The organism is Vibrio sp. KUL80, from assembly GCF_059725495.1.
Genome location: NZ_AP045841.1, coordinates 1 through 18,625 on the forward strand (window position 1 = coordinate 1; position 18,625 = coordinate 18,625).

Annotated in this window: 13 protein-coding genes and 1 pseudogene; 9 read left to right on the top strand and 5 right to left on the bottom strand. The window is 47.4% G+C overall.

Features of this window, described 5'->3' with window-relative positions:
* Positions 1 to 100 precede the first annotated feature (100 nt).
* The 5 genes from dnaA to AC6I8U_RS00025 all read left to right on the top strand — a co-directional run bounded on the left by dnaA (position 101) and on the right by AC6I8U_RS00025 (position 7,141).
* Positions 101 to 1,507, top strand: a complete 1,407-nt coding sequence (dnaA, locus tag AC6I8U_RS00005; protein WP_096994000.1) for a chromosomal replication initiator protein DnaA — start codon at positions 101 to 103, stop codon at positions 1,505 to 1,507.
* Between the two features lie 87 nt (positions 1,508 to 1,594).
* The gene (gene dnaN, locus AC6I8U_RS00010) at positions 1,595 to 2,695 is read left to right on the top strand and encodes a DNA polymerase III subunit beta (RefSeq protein ID WP_498017393.1); all 1,101 of its coding nucleotides are present in this window, start codon (positions 1,595 to 1,597) and stop codon (positions 2,693 to 2,695) included.
* Between the two features lie 15 nt (positions 2,696 to 2,710).
* Positions 2,711 to 3,793 carry a DNA replication/repair protein RecF gene (gene recF, locus AC6I8U_RS00015; protein ID WP_042478135.1) on the top strand — a complete coding sequence of 361 codons (1,083 nt, stop codon included), beginning with the start codon at positions 2,711 to 2,713 and terminating at the stop codon, positions 3,791 to 3,793.
* A gap of 12 nt (positions 3,794 to 3,805) precedes the next feature.
* Entirely contained in the window at positions 3,806 to 6,223 is a 2,418-nt protein-coding gene (gyrB, locus tag AC6I8U_RS00020; protein ID WP_498017394.1) for a DNA topoisomerase (ATP-hydrolyzing) subunit B, read from the top strand.
* Positions 6,224 to 6,706: 483 nt separating this feature from the next.
* Positions 6,707 to 7,141, top strand: a complete 435-nt coding sequence (locus tag AC6I8U_RS00025; protein WP_498017395.1) for an Hsp20 family protein — start codon at positions 6,707 to 6,709, stop codon at positions 7,139 to 7,141.
* 100 nt (positions 7,142 to 7,241) lie between these two features.
* On the opposite strand, the gene AC6I8U_RS00030 is transcribed toward AC6I8U_RS00025, so the two are convergent.
* The gene (locus AC6I8U_RS00030; protein ID WP_498017396.1) at positions 7,242 to 8,501 is read right to left on the bottom strand and encodes a valine--pyruvate transaminase; all 1,260 of its coding nucleotides are present in this window, start codon (positions 8,499 to 8,501) and stop codon (positions 7,242 to 7,244) included.
* A 254-nt stretch (positions 8,502 to 8,755) separates the two neighbouring features.
* On the opposite strand from AC6I8U_RS00030, the pseudogene AC6I8U_RS00035 reads away from it, so the two are divergent.
* A pseudogene (locus AC6I8U_RS00035) lies at positions 8,756 to 10,060 on the top strand (IS1182 family transposase); the annotation flags it as partial.
* A gap of 134 nt (positions 10,061 to 10,194) precedes the next feature.
* On the opposite strand, the gene AC6I8U_RS00040 reads toward AC6I8U_RS00035, so the two are convergent.
* The 3 genes from AC6I8U_RS00040 to glyQ form a co-directional block, all read right to left on the bottom strand.
* Complete coding sequence (locus AC6I8U_RS00040) at positions 10,195 to 12,279, bottom strand: alpha-amylase (RefSeq protein WP_498017397.1); 2,085 nt, start codon at positions 12,277 to 12,279, stop codon at positions 10,195 to 10,197.
* 205 nt (positions 12,280 to 12,484) lie between these two features.
* Positions 12,485 to 14,581, bottom strand: coding sequence for a glycine--tRNA ligase subunit beta (gene glyS / locus AC6I8U_RS00045; protein ID WP_498017398.1), 2,097 nt, complete (start codon positions 14,579 to 14,581; stop codon positions 12,485 to 12,487).
* A gap of 2 nt (positions 14,582 to 14,583) precedes the next feature.
* Complete coding sequence (gene glyQ / locus AC6I8U_RS00050; RefSeq protein WP_042478144.1) at positions 14,584 to 15,504, bottom strand: glycine--tRNA ligase subunit alpha; 921 nt, start codon at positions 15,502 to 15,504, stop codon at positions 14,584 to 14,586.
* Between the two features lie 415 nt (positions 15,505 to 15,919).
* On the opposite strand from glyQ, the gene AC6I8U_RS00055 reads away from it, so the two are divergent.
* Positions 15,920 to 16,474 (top strand): TMEM165/GDT1 family protein, encoded by a 555-nt coding sequence (locus tag AC6I8U_RS00055; protein WP_498017399.1) that lies wholly within the window; start codon positions 15,920 to 15,922, stop codon positions 16,472 to 16,474.
* Positions 16,475 to 16,626: 152 nt separating this feature from the next.
* The gene (locus AC6I8U_RS00060) at positions 16,627 to 16,887 is read left to right on the top strand and encodes a hypothetical protein (RefSeq protein WP_042478170.1); all 261 of its coding nucleotides are present in this window, start codon (positions 16,627 to 16,629) and stop codon (positions 16,885 to 16,887) included.
* Between the two features lie 35 nt (positions 16,888 to 16,922).
* Here AC6I8U_RS00060 and tusA read toward each other — a convergent pair whose 3' ends face one another.
* Positions 16,923 to 17,171 (bottom strand): sulfurtransferase TusA, encoded by a 249-nt coding sequence (tusA, locus tag AC6I8U_RS00065; protein ID WP_042478150.1) that lies wholly within the window; start codon positions 17,169 to 17,171, stop codon positions 16,923 to 16,925.
* 483 nt (positions 17,172 to 17,654) lie between these two features.
* Between tusA and AC6I8U_RS00070 the strand changes: the two genes are divergently transcribed.
* Complete coding sequence (locus AC6I8U_RS00070) at positions 17,655 to 18,596, top strand: LysR family transcriptional regulator (RefSeq protein WP_042478152.1); 942 nt, start codon at positions 17,655 to 17,657, stop codon at positions 18,594 to 18,596.
* Positions 18,597 to 18,625 lie beyond the last annotated feature (29 nt).

Consider the following 18,625-nt stretch of genomic DNA (forward strand, 5'->3'; position numbering starts at 1 on the left):
ATCTTATTCACTGGATCGCCGATCATTTACTGGCGATCTTGGTTATCAACAGGTAAAATTACCAATCTTTTCCAATTCCAATAAATAGAGTGAGAGCACCGTGTCATCTTCGCTTTGGTTGCAATGTTCGCAACGTCTACAAGAAGAGCTACCCGCTACCGAATTCAGCATGTGGGTTAGACCCTTACAAGCTGAGCTTAATGACAACACCTTAACTCTATTTGCGCCTAACCGCTTTGTACTCGACTGGGTGCGCGATAGATACCTCAACAGTATTAACCGCCTACTAAAAGAGTACTGCGGTAATGATGTTCCAAATCTGCGTTTCGAAGTCGGTAGCAAGCCAGTTTCTGCGCCACCAGCACCTAAGCCAGTTAAGACCGCTGCAGATGTTGCGGCTGAGTCATCTGCACCTGCGCAGCTACAAGCGCGCCAACCTGTGCATAAAACCTGGGATGATGAAACAGAGGTCTCTGACATCAATCATCGTTCGAACGTTAACATCAAGCACAAGTTCAACAACTTCGTTGAAGGTAAGTCGAACCAACTTGGTCTTGCTGCGGCGCGTCAGGTCGCTGATAACCCTGGCGCAGCTTATAACCCACTATTCTTATATGGCGGTACAGGTCTGGGTAAAACCCACCTATTACATGCAGTGGGCAATGCCATCGTAGATAACAAACCCAACGCGAAAGTGGTGTACATGCACTCGGAGCGTTTTGTTCAGGATATGGTTAAGGCGCTACAAAACAACGCGATTGAAGAATTTAAGCGCTATTACCGCAGTGTCGACGCGCTGCTTATCGATGATATTCAATTCTTCGCCAATAAAGAGCGCTCGCAAGAAGAGTTTTTCCATACCTTTAATGCGCTGCTTGAAGGCAATCAACAGATAATCCTGACATCGGATCGCTATCCAAAAGAGATCAATGGCGTAGAAGATCGCTTGAAATCTCGTTTTGGTTGGGGCTTAACCGTGGCTATCGAGCCGCCTGAGCTGGAAACCCGTGTCGCGATCTTGATGAAAAAAGCCGAAGACCATCAAATTCACTTAGCCGATGAAGTCGCATTCTTTATTGCTAAACGCCTGCGCTCAAACGTTCGTGAGCTGGAAGGGGCACTAAACCGTGTTATCGCCAATGCGAACTTTACTGGTCGTCCTATTACTATCGATTTTGTTCGTGAAGCACTGCGTGACTTGCTGGCGTTGCAAGAGAAGTTGGTGACGATTGATAACATTCAAAAGACGGTTGCTGAATACTACAAGATTAAAGTGGCGGATCTGCTTTCTAAGCGACGTTCTCGCTCAGTCGCTCGCCCGCGTCAATTGGCGATGGCGCTAGCCAAAGAGCTGACCAACCACAGCCTGCCAGAGATTGGTGATGCGTTTGGTGGTCGTGACCACACTACTGTACTGCACGCGTGTCGAAAAATCGCTCAGCTGCGTGAGGAAAGTCACGACATTAAGGAAGACTATTCCAACTTAATTCGCACGCTTTCTTCATAATAGTGGCATAATCACTATAATTAGCATTCAAGTTATTGTATTTCGCATATAAGTGGCATGGATTGCCATCTTTACGAAGAGTTATCTATGAAATTTACTATCGAACGTCACCACCTACTAAAGCCGCTACAACAAGTCTCTGGTGCATTAGGCGGTCGTCCTACATTACCTATTTTGGGCAACTTGCTACTTAAGGTAGAAGAAGGGGTACTTTCTCTTACTGCGACAGACCTAGAGGTTGAGCTGGTAAGTAAAGTAACGCTAGAGAGTGAGTTCGAAGCAGGCAGCGTAACGGTGCCTTCACGTAAGTTCCTCGATATCTGCCGTGGTCTGCCTGATGATTCTGCTATCACCATTGTACTAGAAGGTGACCGCGTACAAGTGCGCTCTGGTCGTAGCCGTTTCTCTTTATCCACATTGCCAGCGAGCGATTTCCCAAACATTGAAGATTGGCAGCAAGAAGTGGCGGTGACGGTGACTCAAGCCGAGCTTAAGTCGCTGATCGACAAGACTCAGTTCTCAATGGCTAACCAAGATGTGCGTTACTACCTAAACGGTATGTTGTTTGAGTTAGACCAAACAACATTGCGTTCAGTGGCGACCGATGGTCACCGTATGGCGGTAGCAACGGTTGCGCTAGAAGGCAGCTTTGACAACAAACAGATCATTGTGCCGCGAAAAGGTGTACAGGAGCTGTCTAAGCTTCTCGATGCGCCAGAGCAGCCAGTCACGCTGCAAATTGGCAGTTCTAACATCCGTGCCGAAGTGAACAACTATGTCTTCACTTCTAAGCTTGTTGATGGTCGTTTCCCCGATTATCGCCGCGTAATGCCGCAAAATACCGACAAGACACTCGAAACAAACTGTGATGAGTTGCGTCAAGCGTTCTCTCGTGCCGCGATTCTATCGAATGAGAAGTTCCGCGGCGTTCGTGTCAACCTTGCAGACAACGAGATGCGCATTACGGCGAATAACCCAGAGCAAGAAGAAGCCGAAGAGATGCTCGACGTGAACTTCCAAGGTGACGCGCTCGAGATTGGTTTCAACGTTTCTTACGTTCTCGATGTACTTAACACGCTTCGCTGCGACCAGGTACGCATGTCGATGTCCAATGCCAACGCCAGTGCTTTGATTGAAAATAGCGAAGATGACAGTGCCATGTACGTGGTGATGCCGATTCGTCTCTAAGACGAGCATGACGTTATGCCGCTTACGCGTTTAATCGTACAGCAATTTCGAAATATTAAAGCCTGTGATATCGAACTATCCACAGGCTTTAACTTTATTATTGGCCCCAACGGCAGTGGCAAAACCAGCTTGTTGGAGGCGATCTATTTGCTCGGTCATGGGCGCTCATTTAAGAGTTCGCTCACCGGTCGAGTGATACAAAATGACTGCCAAGAGCTATTTGTACATGGCCGTTTTTTGAACTCGGATCAATTTGAGATACCCATTGGCATTAATAAGCAGCGCGATGGCTCAACAGAGGTTAAAATAGGCGGTCAATCTGGGCAAAAGTTAGCTCAGCTTGCCAAGGTTCTGCCGCTGCAACTTATCCATCCAGAGGGCTTTGAATTGCTCACTGATGGTCCTAAGTTTCGCCGGGCATTTATCGACTGGGGTGTGTTTCACTCTGAGCCAGGTTTTTTTGAGGCTTGGGGGCGTTTTAAGCGTCTCAGTAAGCAGCGCAATGCGCTACTTAAGACGGCCACCAGCTACCGAGAGTTGAGCTACTGGGATAGAGATTTAGCCCAGCTCGCTGAACAAATCGATGGGTGGCGCCGCACCTATGTCGAACAAATGAAAACCTTGGCTGAAGAGATGTGTCAGTCTTTTCTGCCGGAGTTTGAAATCAAACTCGGTTATTACCGTGGCTGGGAAAAAGACACGCCGTATGGCGAGCTCTTAGAACGTAACTTTGAGCGTGACCAAAGTTTGGGATACACCTTTAGTGGCCCCAATAAAGCCGATTTAAGAATTAAAGTGAACAACACCCCTGTAGAGGATGTGTTGTCTCGTGGTCAGCTAAAACTGATGATGTGTGCGCTGCGCCTTGCGCAAGGGCAGCATCTTGCTGAGTTGACCGGAAAGCAATGTATCTATCTGATAGATGACTTTGCTTCAGAATTAGATAGCCTGCGTCGTAAACGCTTAGCGGATTACTTAAAACAGACTCAGGCTCAAGTTTTTGTAAGCTCTATTACCGAAAGCCAAGTTGCCGACATGATTGACGAAAATGGCAAGATGTTTCATGTGGAACATGGCACAATAGAGCAAGGTAAATAGTGAGAGAAACTCATGTCAGAAAATTACGATTCATCGAGTATTAAGGTACTAAAGGGTCTGGATGCGGTACGTAAGCGTCCGGGAATGTACATCGGCGACACGGACGATGGAACCGGTCTACACCACATGGTTTTTGAGGTGGTTGATAACTCAATTGATGAAGCGTTAGCAGGTCACTGTAGCGACATTATCGTGACTATTCATGAGGACAACTCTGTTTCTGTTAGCGATGATGGCCGTGGTATTCCAACGGAAATGCACCCAGAAGAGCAAGTGTCTGCTGCAGAAGTTATCATGACGGTACTTCACGCGGGTGGTAAGTTCGATGACAACTCGTACAAGGTATCGGGTGGTCTGCACGGCGTAGGTGTTTCTGTAGTAAACGCACTGTCTAAGCAAGTGACACTGACAATCCATCGTGGCGGTCACATTCATACTCAAACTTATCACCACGGTGAGCCACAGGCGCCACTGGCTGTGATTGGTGATACCGACAAAACGGGTACAGAAATCCGTTTCTGGCCAAGTGAAGAAACCTTCTCTAACGTAGAGTTCCACTACGACATTCTTGCCAAGCGTCTACGTGAACTGTCGTTCCTAAACTCAGGAGTCTCAATCAAGCTTGTCGATAAGCGCGAAGAAGACAAAATGGATCACTTCATGTTTGAAGGTGGTATCCAGGCGTTTGTTGAGCATCTAAATACCAACAAGACACCAATCATTCAGAAAATCTTCCACTTTGATAACGAGCGTGATGACGGCATCACGGTTGAAGTGGCGATGCAGTGGAATGATGGCTACCAAGAAAACATTTACTGCTTTACCAACAACATTCCTCAACGTGATGGTGGTACTCACCTTGCGGGCTTCCGTGCCGCACTGACGCGTACGCTGAACTCGTTCATGGATAAAGAGGGCTTCTCTAAGAAAGCTAAGACAGCGACATCAGGTGATGATGCTCGTGAAGGTTTGACCGCTATTATCTCGGTGAAAGTGCCAGATCCGAAGTTCTCAAGCCAAACCAAAGACAAGCTCGTTTCATCAGAAGTGAAATCCGCGGTTGAGTCTGCAATGGGTGAGAAACTGTCTGAGTTCCTAGTGGAAAACCCAGCAGAAGCGAAGATTGTTTGTACTAAGATCATTGACGCCGCTCGCGCTCGTGATGCAGCGCGTAAAGCGCGTGAGATGACACGTCGTAAAGGCGCTCTAGACCTAGCGGGTCTGCCAGGCAAACTGGCTGACTGCCAAGAGAAAGACCCAGCGCTTTCTGAACTGTACATAGTGGAGGGTGACTCTGCGGGCGGTAGTGCTAAGCAGGGTCGTAACCGTAAGAACCAAGCGATTCTTCCACTTAAAGGTAAGATCCTAAACGTAGAGAAAGCACGTTTCGATAAGATGCTTTCTTCACAAGAAGTGGCAACGCTAATTACAGCTCTAGGCTGTGGTATCGGCCGTGACGAGTACAACCCAGATAAACTGCGTTACCACAACATCATCATCATGACCGATGCGGACGTCGATGGTTCTCACATCCGTACGCTGCTTTTGACTTTCTTCTACCGTCAAATGCCAGAGCTTATCGAGCGCGGTTACGTGTACATCGCTCAGCCACCGCTTTACAAAGTGAAGAAAGGTAAGCAAGAGCAGTACATCAAAGATGAAGATGCGATGAACCAATACCAAGTGTCTTTGGCACTGGATAACGCCGCTCTGCACGTGAACCCTGAGGCACCAGCGCTAGCCGGTGAAGCGCTAGAGAAATTGGTACAGCAGTTCAACGGTGCAGTGAAGGTTGCCGAGCGCATGGCTCGTCGTTACCCGCACGCGCTAGTGAGTGAGTTCATGTACACCCCACGCCTAACGGCTGAGCAGTGTCACGACGTAGCGGCGGTTGAAGCATGGTCTAAGCTGCTTGTTGAGCAGCTAAATGCGAAAGAAGTGGGCGCAAGCCAATACAGCTTCGAGGTTGAACAGCACGCTGAGCTAGGTCTGAACCTACCGAAAATCATCGTGCGTACTCACGGTGTGACTCATGAGCATGTGCTGAGTATCGATCTACTGAACTCGAAAGAGTACGGCAAGCTAGTATCTCTATCGGAAGCTCTAGAAGGTCTGATTGAAGAGGGGGCTTACGTGAAACGTGGTGAGCGTACTCAACCAGTGAGCAACTTTGAAGATGCCCTTAACTGGCTAATCAAAGAGTCGCGTCGCGGTCTGAGCCTACAGCGCTACAAAGGTCTAGGTGAGATGAACCCAGATCAGCTTTGGGAAACCACTATGGATCCAGAGACACGTCGCATGATGCAAGTAACGATTGAAGATGCGGTTGGCGCAGACCAGCTGTTCACGACTCTAATGGGCGACCAAGTCGAGCCGCGTCGTAACTTCATCGAAGAGAACGCATTGAAAGTAGCTAACCTAGACGTTTAGATTGATTTCTCTTCGCTGGCTGAACTGATTTCTGCGTCGAAGGTGCTCATTTATACCTATAAATTGCGCGCCTTCTCCTTGAACTCAGCTCACCCAGCTTCGATAAACCAATCTAAAAACAAATAGACTGCCTTACACGGCGGTCTTTTTTGTTTTTAACTCTATGAAAAATAAACGTTATAAAAATAATTAAAGAAAATGCCTTGAAAGCGAATTTCGTCATCCCTATATCTATTTGTGAAGAGGGAGCTGTCTTGCTCAAGAGAGAAGAAACAGACCTTTTAAATCGCCTGCAAAGTATCGCTCAGTGGAGGATAGCTTTAACGGCACACTTAAAAAAATTGATTTATTGCTACGTCCCCGAACAGCAAGGCTGTCAGCGGAGTGGTGGATAAGTCCCTTAGTCGTCACTACATCCGTTTATAGGATGGGTGTAGGTGAAAACTCACGGCTAAGACTATTGCTTACTATGAGGATAGCATTATGAGAACTGTAGATTTCACTCCTTTATACCGCAACGCAATTGGCTTCGATCGTCTATTCAACATGATGGAAGCGAACTCAGCGAAAAACTCTTCTGGCGGTTACCCTCCATACAACATCGAGCAACAAGACGAGAACCACTTCCGAATTACTATGGCTGTGGCTGGTTTTGCTGAAGACCAACTCGATCTGACTCAAAAAGACAACATGCTGATTGTTAAGGGTGAGCGTAAAGCCGAAGAAGGTAAAAACTACGTGTACCAAGGTATCGCAGAGCGCGATTTCGAGCGTAAATTCCAGCTAGCTGACTACGTGAAAGTCGTAGGTGCAAGTATGGAAAATGGTCTACTTCACGTTGATCTGGAGCGTGAGATTCCGGAAGCGATGAAGCCACGTAAAATTGAGATTGGTGGTAACAAACTGATCGAAGGCTAATCATTTCGCTGAAATGAAAGCCCTGATATAAAGAGTGAAAGAGCGCCAGAAGGCGCTCTTTTTTGTATCTATTCTATTGTTATCTTGTGTTTTTGGAGCCTTAATCGCTAGTGCTTTGCGCGTATGCTTTAGCCACTTCTTCCGCGATAATCGCAATACCTTGCTGCATCTTGTCGTCATCTTGCACATAATTCATGCGCAGACATTGATGGGCATGATCCCATTCATCTTCCTGACCAATAAAGAAGTATTCCCCTGGGACAATCAACACGCCGCGATCTTTCAAACGTTGGTAAAGCTCCATAGTGGTAATGGGTAGTTCATCAAACCATAGCCATAGGAAAATCGCGCCTTCTGGCTTATGGATTCGAAAACGGGGATCGGTAATCGCCGATTGCAATAACTCAACCGCGCGCTGGGATTTCTGTTGGTAGAACGGCTTAATGACATTCGAGCTGAGCTCTAGAATGTCACCTTTCTCAATCATGTGATGAGCAAGTGCGGGTCCAAAGCTGCCCGGCGCTAGGCTAATAATTCCATTCATATTGGTCATCGCTTGGGTGACTTCTTCACTGGCAATCACGATACCGCAGCGCAACCCTGGCAGACCTAGCTTGGATAAGCTCATGCAAAGAATGGTGTTCTCATTCCAAAACGGCTCCACATCTTCAAAGATGATGTTTGGGAATGGTAAGCCGTAGGCGTTATCGATGATCAGCGGGATGTTATTTTCACGAGCCAATTTATCCAGCTTGTGGATCTCTTCATCGGTGAGTACGTTACCCGTTGGGTTGGTGGGGCGTGAGGCACAAATCGCGGCAACCGAATCATCGATCTCTAGGTGCTCAAAATCCACATGGTATTTGAATAGACCGTTATCAAGCAGCTCAATCTCTGGGTGATAGGAGACAAAGATGTCTTCGTCTATGCCTGCGTCACCATAACCAATGTACTCTGGCGCAATTGGCAGCAAAATTTTCTTGTGGCTGCCATCGCTTTGCTTACCTGCGAGTAGGTTAAATAGATAGAAAAAACCACTTTGGCTGCCATTGGTTAGGCTGATGTTCTTTTCGGTAATGTTCCAGCCATAGGTATCGCGCAGCAGTTTAGCGAGCGATTTAACAAACGCATCTTTTCCTTGTGGACCGTCGTAGTTGGCCATGGCGGCCACCAGCTCACCACTGGCGAGGAGGTCACTACTGGCTTGGTGAAAATACTCGAGCATGGCAGGAATGGCGGCTGGGTTGCCACCTCCGAGCATGATGGCGCCTGGAGTGCGAAGGCCATCATTAAGATCATCCATTAATTGGGTAATACCTGAGTAACGATTAAATTTTTCACCAAACTTCGAAAATTGCATTGCTGTACCTAGTTCATCGTGTTCACTTGTTGTGTTTTTAAGGGGGGTTATCCTGCTGGTGGCAAGATGAACCTTTGAACATACAGCAATGATAACTAGAGGCAAAGCACTATTTGAGTGCAAAGAAAATGAGCAATAAGAAAGGAGCGCAATAGCGCTCCTCAGACTGCTGACAAAGGTCTAGCCATCAGGCTAGACCTTTGATCTAATAGAGGTATCGAAATATGGATATCTCAATATGCTTCAAGAGCCTTCACCTCTACTGTAAAGATAATGGTCGCCCACCTGTTGACCCTGTACGCCTGTTTAAAATCATCCTGCTTGGCTATCTCTTCGGAATAAAAAGCGAGCGACAACTCGTGAAAGAAATTGAAGTCAATGTCGCGTATCGATGGTTCTTGCGTATGTCACTTACAGAGAAAGTTATCCATGCATCGACACTCAGCCAAAACCGTATTCGCCGCTTTAATGGTACCGATGTGTTTGAGTGTATCTTTATCAATATCGTAGAGCAGGCAATGGCGAAAGGCTTGGTTGCTGGCCAAGAGCTATTTACTGACAGTACGCACCTAAAAGCCAATGCTAATAAGAATAAGCACACGAACAAAGTGACTAAGGTTCGCGCCAGCGCCTATCTTGATATGCTCGATGAAGATGTCGCGCTAGACCGAGAAAAAGAGGGTAAGAAACCTCTAAAAGCACGTGCCTCTGATCCTAAAACTAAGAATACAAAAACAAGCACGAGCGACCCGGAAAGTGGCTTCATGACTCGAGATAATAAGCCTCAAGGCTTCTTCTATCTCGACCACCGTACAGTGGATGGACAGCATGGCATTATCTTAGATACCCATGTCACTGCAGGTAATATCAATGACTCTCAACCTTATGTGAAGCGCCTGGACTATACCCTAGAGCAATTTCACCTTAATCCAATCGCCGTTGGACTCGACGCGGGCTACTTCACTGCGCCAGTCGCTGAGTCATTAGAGCGTCGAAATATCTTGGGCGTGTTCGGTTATCGCAGGCCGTCCAGCACAAAGAATGCGTTCAAGAAAAAGCACTTTATCTACAATAAAGAGCGAGACAGTTACCGCTGTCCTAACGGTCAAGAGCTCATCTATAAAACAACATCTAGAGATGCGTATCGTGAGTATCACTCCGACCCGAAAGAGTGTGCACTCTGCCCAATGCGAGATGACTGTACGCAAAGTAAAACCATGAAGAAAGTCATTACAAGACACATCTATACGGACGCAGTGGATAGAGCAAATCAAATGCGGCTCTCCCCTTATGGAAAAAAGACATATCGGCGAAGAAGTGAGACGGTAGAGCGGAGCTTCGCCGATGCTAAGCAGCACCATGGTCACCGTTATGCTCGCTTCCGTGGATTATCCAAAGTGCAGATGCAATGTTGGCTGGCTGCTACCGCTCAAAACATCAAGAAGATAGCGTTGGTGGTGAGCTATCTACGAAAAATAGGGCTAAATATGTCCCAAATACGTCAAATTATGGCGTCTAGATACCAAATTAAGCATTGTGCTCTTCTAAACTTGGCATGATCAAAAATATCGCGATCGCGGCCTACGGCCGCTCATAAAAGAGAACCCCACTTCGAAAAGTGGGGTTCGTCAGCAATCTGAGGAGCGCAATAGCGCTCCTTTTTGATGTGATTGAGTAGGTCTTAATCTATTGATTATTCACCAGTGTAAACGATGAGTACCTTGTCATCTTGGTAACGACGTTCAAACGCATAGTACCCGCTTTGCTGGTGGGTAATATGCTCACCCTTAGCAATAGCAGGGTGGCGTAGGCGGAAATCACCGAGTGTTTGCCAGTGCTTCAATAGGGTTTCGCGCTGACCAGTTATCTTATCCCAAGGCATGTCTGAGCGCGTACCTTGGTGTGAGTCAGAGCCACTGACACCTAGGTCTCTTGCTATCTCATCACCATAGTAGATCTGCACCGCACCCGGACTTAACATCAGTGCATTGGCGGCACGCATCTGATCATCAATGCTTCGGCTTCGAGATGCCCAGAACAGTGAAGTGTCGTGCGAAGAGAGGTAGCTCAGCACATTGAACTCACTGTCGCTGTTAATGCGCTCTGCATAGCGGCGATAGTCACTGTCTAGGTTAGCGAAACACTTCAATGCCTTAGGGGCAACGTCGCCTTGGAACTCGAAGTTAATGATAGAATCAAAGCCGTTATCGAAATACGGGCTCTTCACCACGCTGTGCGCCCAAACCTCACCGGTCATCCAGAATGGTTTATCATCCAGTGCCTTGTCTGGGTTGTTTTGTTTCCACTCTGCCAGTGCTTCATTGCTGGCTTGCTTGAGTTTGGCCCAGCTTTCCATTTCGACGTGTTTAGCGGTATCGACACGGAAACCATCGATGCCATATTCGCGAACCCAATCTGTTAGCCAGGTGATCAAATGCTCACTTGGCGTGGCTTGAATATCTTTGGCATTGGTCTCTTTATTACGATAGAAGTTCGGCAGGCCTGTCTTCTGTGTCGATTCGGTTTTTAGATCCGGCAAGAAGTTAAGAGACATGGTTCTGTCGTTGTATCCAGGTGCGTCGTAGTCACCGATGTCGGTACGGATCCAATCCTTACCCCACCATTTATCCCATGCCTCGTCATCACTGTACTTGATGTAATCATTAAAGCTGTGCCAGCTTTGCCCTGATTTAGGTTGCCAATCGGTCCAGTTTTCACCGAGTTCTTGTTTCGCCTCTTCATCAGAGAGATACAGTTTTCCGAAGCCAAATTCTTGCATGTCCGCTAGCGTGGCGTAGCCGGTATGGTTCATGACCACGTCCCAAACGACACGGATACCTTTCTCGTGGGCGGTATCGATAAACTGACGCAATTCCGCTTCAGTGCCCATGTTAGCATCGAGCTTGGTCCAATCTTGATGGTAATAGCCGTGATAGCCATAATGTTTGAAGTCACCTCTATCACCGCCACCAACCCAGCCATGAATCTGCTCCAGTGGCGAGGTGATCCAGATGGCATTGACGCCAAGCGATTCAATATAGTCGAGCTTTTTAGTCAAGCCAGCCAGATCGCCACCATGGAAGGTACCGATCTCATGTTTGCCGTCTTTGCTTCGTCCATAGCTGTTATCGTTATCTGGGTTGCCGTTGTAGAAGCGATCGGTCATGACGAAATAGACCGTCGCGTTGTCCCAGTCGAATTCCGCCTTCGGTGCCTGCTCTGCGGGCTCTAGCAGCAATAGGCCCTGGCTGTTTGCGCCAGGCTGCAGCGCAATCTTGCCGCTGCTGACCGTCGCTTGTTGCCCGCTCAGCGCATCTCTAAGTACAGTACCATCGGCAAAGGTGGCACTGACATCAATGACTTTGGGGCTGTCAGTGGCAACAGGGCAGGTGGAGGTAAAATCGTTACTCTGTTTTGGTTTCACCTTCACGGTGAGCTCGTTGTTGGCTGGATTGAGCGTAAACTGGTAGGTATTCGCCTTGAATACTCGCATCGGAATGGCCGATTCCCCGGCACAATCATCGAGCTTTAATGGGCGGTTAAACTTAATGCGCGCGTCTTCCGCCAGAGCAAAGTTGCTGCCACAGGTTTGTGCATTATCACCGATAGAAAAGGTATAGCTGCCTTTGTCGAGCTTCTTTTCTGCTACCAGCAAACCTTGTTCATTGGCAGAAAAAGCCACTTGTTGGTCATCTAAGCTAAGTAGTAACGCGTCATCTGGCAGTTGGCTGCAGGCGCTGAGCATCGCCACTGAGAGTGAAAGTAGGGTCTTTTTCATGGGTTCTCTTCCTTGAAGTTATCCCACGTTTATATCAAATATCGACCTCTACATTCTGAGTGCTATAACCGCTAGTTTGTAGGCAAACTCCCTACAATTTTCATACTAGTTCACAGAACTAACAATAACTTGTTGCCGATCGAAAGGTACAAAAAAGGGAAGCGGATGCTTCCCTTTCATTAACCATTATTGCCTAAATTGACGACTACTTTTGAAGAAGTGAAATGTCGGCGATTTGTAGGAACAGGTTACGCAGGTTGTTTAGTAGCGTTAGACGGTTCTTCTTAAGTGCTTCGTCATCGGCCATGACCATCACGTTATCGAAGAACGCATCCACAGGCTCACGTAGGTCAGCAAGCTTGCTTAGTGCTTCTTGATAGTTACCGGTCGCGAATGCTGGCTCAAGGGCTTCAGTCATCACTTCAACGTTCTCTGCTAGTGTCTTCTCTGCATCTTCTTGTAGAAGTGCAAGGTCGATTTCAGCTGCCAGTTCGCCGTCGAATTTCGCTAGGATGTTACCTACACGCTTGTTCGCTGCCGCCAGTGCTTCTGCTGCCTCTAGCTCACGGAAGTGAGATACCGCTTTAACGCGCTGGTCGAAGTCTGCTGGTTTGGTTGGACGGTTAGCCAGTACTGCTTGGATGATATCCACGCTGAAGCCTTCATCTTTGTACCATGCATTGAAACGACCAAGCATGAAGTCGATGACGTCGTCGGCAACGTTCGCGTTGGTTAGCTTGCTAGTACCGTCTTCTAGGGCAAACAGAGACTGAGCTTTCGCAATTAGGTCCGTTAGGTCTAGGTTGTAGCCGTTTTCGACGATGATACGTAGCACACCTAGAGACGCACGACGAAGTGCGAATGGGTCAGAGCCCTTAGGTGCTTGGCCAATACCGAAGATACCGACAATCGTATCTAGCTTGTCTGCCATTGCAACAGCTGAAGAGATACCTGTGCTTGGTAGCTCGTCACCGGCGAAACGCGGCATGTACTGCTCGTAAAGCGCCAGTGCTACTTGCTCATCTTCACCATCGTGAGTGGCGTAGTGCATGCCCATGACACCTTGGGTATCGGTAAACTCGAATACCATAGAGGTCATTAGGTCACACTTCGCTAGAAGACCAGCACGCTTAGATTTTTCAACGTCAGCATCGATTTGCTCAGCGATGTAGCCAGCAAGTTCAGTGATGCGGTCTGTCTTGTCTTTGATAGTACCAAGCTGCTTCTGGAAGATAGCTTGCTCTAGCTCAGGTAGACGGTCGATAAGAGGGCGCTTACGGTCCGTGTTAAAGAAGAACTCCGCATCCGCTAGACGTGGACGTACAACTTTCTCGTTACCTTCGATTACGTAGCGAGGCTCTTTAGATTCGATGTTAGAGACGAAGATGAAGTTTGGTAGTAGCTTCTTGTTCTCGTCGCCATTCTCATATGAATACACTGGGAAGTACTTCTGGTCACCTTTCATGGTGTAAACCAGCGCTTCAGAAGGCACCTTCAGGAACTCTTCTTCGAATTTCGCCGTTAGTACTACTGGCCACTCAACGAGTGATGTTACTTCTTCAACTAGGTCATCCTCTAGATCAGCGACACCGCCAACTGCTGCTGCCGCTTTTTGCGAATCAGCTAGGATGATTGCTTTACGCGCTTCGTAATCTGCCATCACTTTACCGCGCTCTTCTAGGATCGCAGGATATTGCTCAGCAGAATCGATAGTGAACTCTTGCTCACCCATGAAGCGGTGACCACGGATAGTGCGGTCAGAGGCTACGCCTAGGATCTCGCCTTCGATAAGGTCAGAGCCCATTAGCATAGTCAGTGTTTTAACAGGACGGATGAACTGAGTCGTCTTGTTACCCCAACGCATTGGCTTCGCGATTGGTAGGTTAGCCAGTGCATTTGCTGCTAGGTCAACCACGATTTCAGTTGTTGCTTGGCCTTTGACTTCTTGTTTGAATAGTAGCCATTCGCCTTTGTCTGTCACTAGACGATCCGCTTGCTCAACAGTGATGCCGTTACCACGAGCCCAGCCTTGAGCTGCTTTGGTTGCATTACCGTCAGCATCGAATGCCACAGAAACCGCAGGGCCACGCTTTTCTACCACTTTATCCGCCTGACCTTCAGCAAGACCAGCGACCTTAAGTGCGAGACGACGAGGAGCCGCGTACCATTTCACACCTTCGTGTGTTAGGTCTGCACCTTTAAGCTCTGCTTCGAAGTTCGCTGCAAAAGCTTCTGCAAGGGTACGAAGCTGCGTTGGTGGTAGTTCTTCAGTACCGAGTTCAATTAGAAATTCTTTTGCCATGATTACTTCTCCTCGTCTTTTTTAAGCATTGGGAAGCCTAAGGCTTCACGTGATGCGTAATATGCTTCTGCAACCGCTTTAGTCAGGTTGCGGATACGAAGGATGTAACGTTGGCGCTCTGTTACAGAGATAGCTTTGCGTGCATCAAGGATGTTGAACGCGTGAGCCGCTTTAAGAATGCGCTCATACGCTGGAAGAGGAAGAGGTTTCTCTAGCTCTAGCAGCTCTTTGGTTTCTTTTTCACACTGGTCAAAGTAAGTGAATAGGAAATCTACGTCAGCGTGCTCAAAGTTGTAGGTTGATTGCTCAACTTCGTTTTGGTGGAAGATATCACCGTAAGTGACCTTGCTGCCATCTGGTGCGACGTTCCACACTAGGTCGTAAACAGAATCTACTTCTTGAATGTACATCGCTAGACGCTCGATACCATAAGTGATCTCGCCAGTTACTGGCTTACACTCAAGACCGCCAACCTGCTGGAAGTAGGTAAACTGAGTTACTTCCATGCCGTTTAGCCAGACTTCCCAACCAAGACCCCATGCGCCTAGCGTTGGGTTTTCCCAGTTGTCTTCTACGAAACGAATGTCGTGAACTAGCGGGTCGATACCAAGCACTTCAAGTGAGCCTAGGTACAACTCCTGAATGTTATCTGGAGAAGGCTTAAGCGCAACTTGGAACTGATAATAGTGCTGCAGACGGTTCGGGTTCTCGCCGTAGCGACCATCGGTCGGGCGACGTGAAGGTTGAACGTATGCCGTAGACATTGGCTCTGGGCCAAGTGCACGTAGACATGTCATTGGGTGAGAGGTGCCTGCACCTACTTCCATATCTAGTGGTTGAACAATAGTACAACCGTTCTGTGCCCAGTAATCCTGCAGCGCGAGGATCATTCCCTGGAAGGTTTTGATATCGTATTTTTGCATAGTAATTCGCGCAATTCTCTAAGTGAAAAGGTGTTTCTGATATTCAGAAAATAACAAATAAGTATACCGACTAATCGGTAAGGGGAGTAGGGGTAAAAGTGCTGATTTAATCATCATAAAGGTAAAAAAATGCGGTTTTTCGGAGTTATTCGCTGTGTGAAGGGGCGTAAGCTCCAATATTGTTGAAATTGATTCATTGAGTGATTACAATGCCGTCATCTTTGGGGAGTAGCTTATCCATACACTCACAAGCGTTTGGATTCGTTCGTCAACATAATTGGTGCAAAATCACCATGGCGTTCGAGACTTGTGCCCGCAAGTTTAGCAAGACCATAGATAAACATCGTGAACCGGGGTGGGGCGCGAGGTTTGTCTATAGGTTAAATACTATAAACCCTGCCCCTTAGAGCATGTCGTGAGCGTTTTAGCTATATCAATTACTACTGTGGCACTTGCCGAAATTGGCGATAAGACCCAACTTTTATCTCTACTGCTGGCCAGCCGTTATCGCAAACCTACTCCTATTATTGCTGCTATCTTTCTAGCGACCATTGCCAACCATGCGTTAGCTGCATGGCTGGGGGTTGTGGTGGCCGATTACCTATCACCTGAAGTTCTTAAGTGGGTATTAGTGGTCAGCTTCCTTGCCATGGCTGCCTGGATCTTGGTGCCGGATAAACTCGATGACGATGAGAGTATTTCAAGTCGCGGTCCGTTTATCGCCAGTTTTATCGCATTCTTCATTGCTGAAATTGGCGATAAAACTCAGATAGCGACCTCCATTCTCGGCGCGCAATACGCGGATGCGCTGACCTGGGTGGTGATTGGGACTACGGTGGGTATGCTACTAGCCAATGTGCCTGTCGTCTTGATTGGTAAGCTATCAGCGGACAAGCTTCCGCTTGATTGGATTCGTCGTATTACCGCCATTTTGTTCGTAGGACTCGCTATCGGCGCTGCTGTTTTTTAATAACAATATCAAATAAATATCAAATAAATATCAAACTTTAATCGGGATCAAACTCTCGCTCGAATCTGATGAAATTCGTGATGAATGACATATTAGTGTCATAATTGTCATGGTACTTTAATCATGTGGATCCTAGCGAGAGGGCAACGATTATGCTTACACGTTACACAGGAATGACCGCGGAAAGTCAAAGCCGTTTATTCACCTTCGGTTTGGTATTAACACTGCTTGGGATGGTACTCACCGATATGTGGATACCTATGGTCGTCGGTGCCATCGTCATGGCAGGATTGGCCGTCGAGTCTTGGATTCGGGTTCAGCATTTGATCCCAATGCACAACGAGATCCGTTCGATGCAAAAGCAGATAAAAAAACTGCAATCTGAGATCAGAACGCTCGAATATGACGAATAGTAAAAAGGCTGCCAGTGGCAGCCTTTTTTAGTGCGTTACGCTAACCCTTTTTTAATCAAATAAAGGTAAGGAACGGTTTCTGTCTGAGCACTCAGCAATTGGTGATCCATAAAGCGACAGAAACTTGGAATATCGCGCGTCGTCGAAGGGTCGTCGGCTTTCACTAACAACACTTCACCTTCTTCCATCTTACGAATTGTCTTCCTGACCATCATCACTGGCTCTGGGCAGCGCAGTCCTTCGGCTTCGAGTGTTTGCGTCGCTAGGTCTGTATTGATTGTCATCGGGAACTCTTTCTTACTAAAAAACAGCTCAAATTCTACTTATGAAGAAAAAATATGCAATAACCCCTTGGCAAAAGGAATTTTTTGTTTTAACTTTATTAACAAGTTGGTAACAAAGGAGCAGGGACGTAACTATGTTAACCGTACTAGACAGGATTACAATTTACTCGGTGCTTTGCTTGATAGCATTCTGTGCCTTGGTATTACAGCCTTCCCAACAAGCCGGGTGGGCTCCGTTAATAGGTTTAAGTGTCTCTATAGTGGGTCTCTGGTTAGAGGTAAGACGCTGGCAAGATGTTTCAGAAGAACAAGAGAATTAACATTTGATAAACATTCTTGCAAATTAGAACTTCCAATACATTTTACGACATTCCGACACTATCCCCATTTTCTTGGGCTTCCCCGCTGAAAGGCGGGATTTTTTTTATCTGAAGAAAAGAAAACCAAGTGTACACTAGGGGAAGAATTACGTAGGAAGAGCTTATGGAACTCGAAGAAATCTATCGTCGCGACCTCAATTTATTGGTGGCATTGAAGGTGCTGGTGGAAGAGGGCAGTGTTAGTCAAGCGGCCGTGCGACTCAACCTAAGCCAATCCGCAACGAGTCGAGTGTTAGGTCGATTGAGAGACTTATTAGGGGATCCGCTTTTCACCCGTCAAGGACAGCGAATCATTCCTACCAGTAAAGCGCTCGAGATATGTAAGCAAATTGACCAACCGTTAGAGTCCTTCCGTCAGTTGCTGACACCCAGTGAGTTCAATCCCTACTATTGTAACGAGCGCTTTCTCATCGCGACGACTGACTATGCGATGCAAACCATCCTTCCTTATGCATTGCCGAAGATTTATCAGCTCGCGCCTAATATCTCTTTGGAGTTCGCTCCACTGCAACACGAGAGCCTTTTTAAACAGCTCAGCACTGATAAGGTCGATATGGCGATCTGCCGTCCTACGGGTTCGGTTACACCATTGCATCAAGAAGTCTTGGGCCCGGTCGGCGTCTCTTGCTTAGTTTCCAAGCAACATCCGTTAGCGGATAAACCCGTATCGCTTGAGGATTATATCAATGCGCCTCATGCCATGATTGCGATCAGTGACGGCGTTAAAGCTCTGCTGGATGCCGCGCTTATCAACCAAAACCCTCGAAAAATGGTACTGCGTGCCTATCATCTTGAAGCCGCATTGGCGATTGTCGATAGCATGCCATTGATCATTACCGTACCTGCTGATCTCGCCTATTTAGTAGCAGATCGCTACGATCTAGTAATTAAACCGCTGCCTTTTGCTTTTACGCCGTTTGATTATTCTCTGATTTGGCACGCGCGATGCGATACCTCGGAGTCTCAGAAATGGCTTCGCTCGGTAGTAAAAGAAGAGTGTGGGAAATTGATTGCCAAACGCATTGAAGACGTCGGCCTCGGCTAGTCGTCTCAGAGTTAAAACAGAGAATTCCT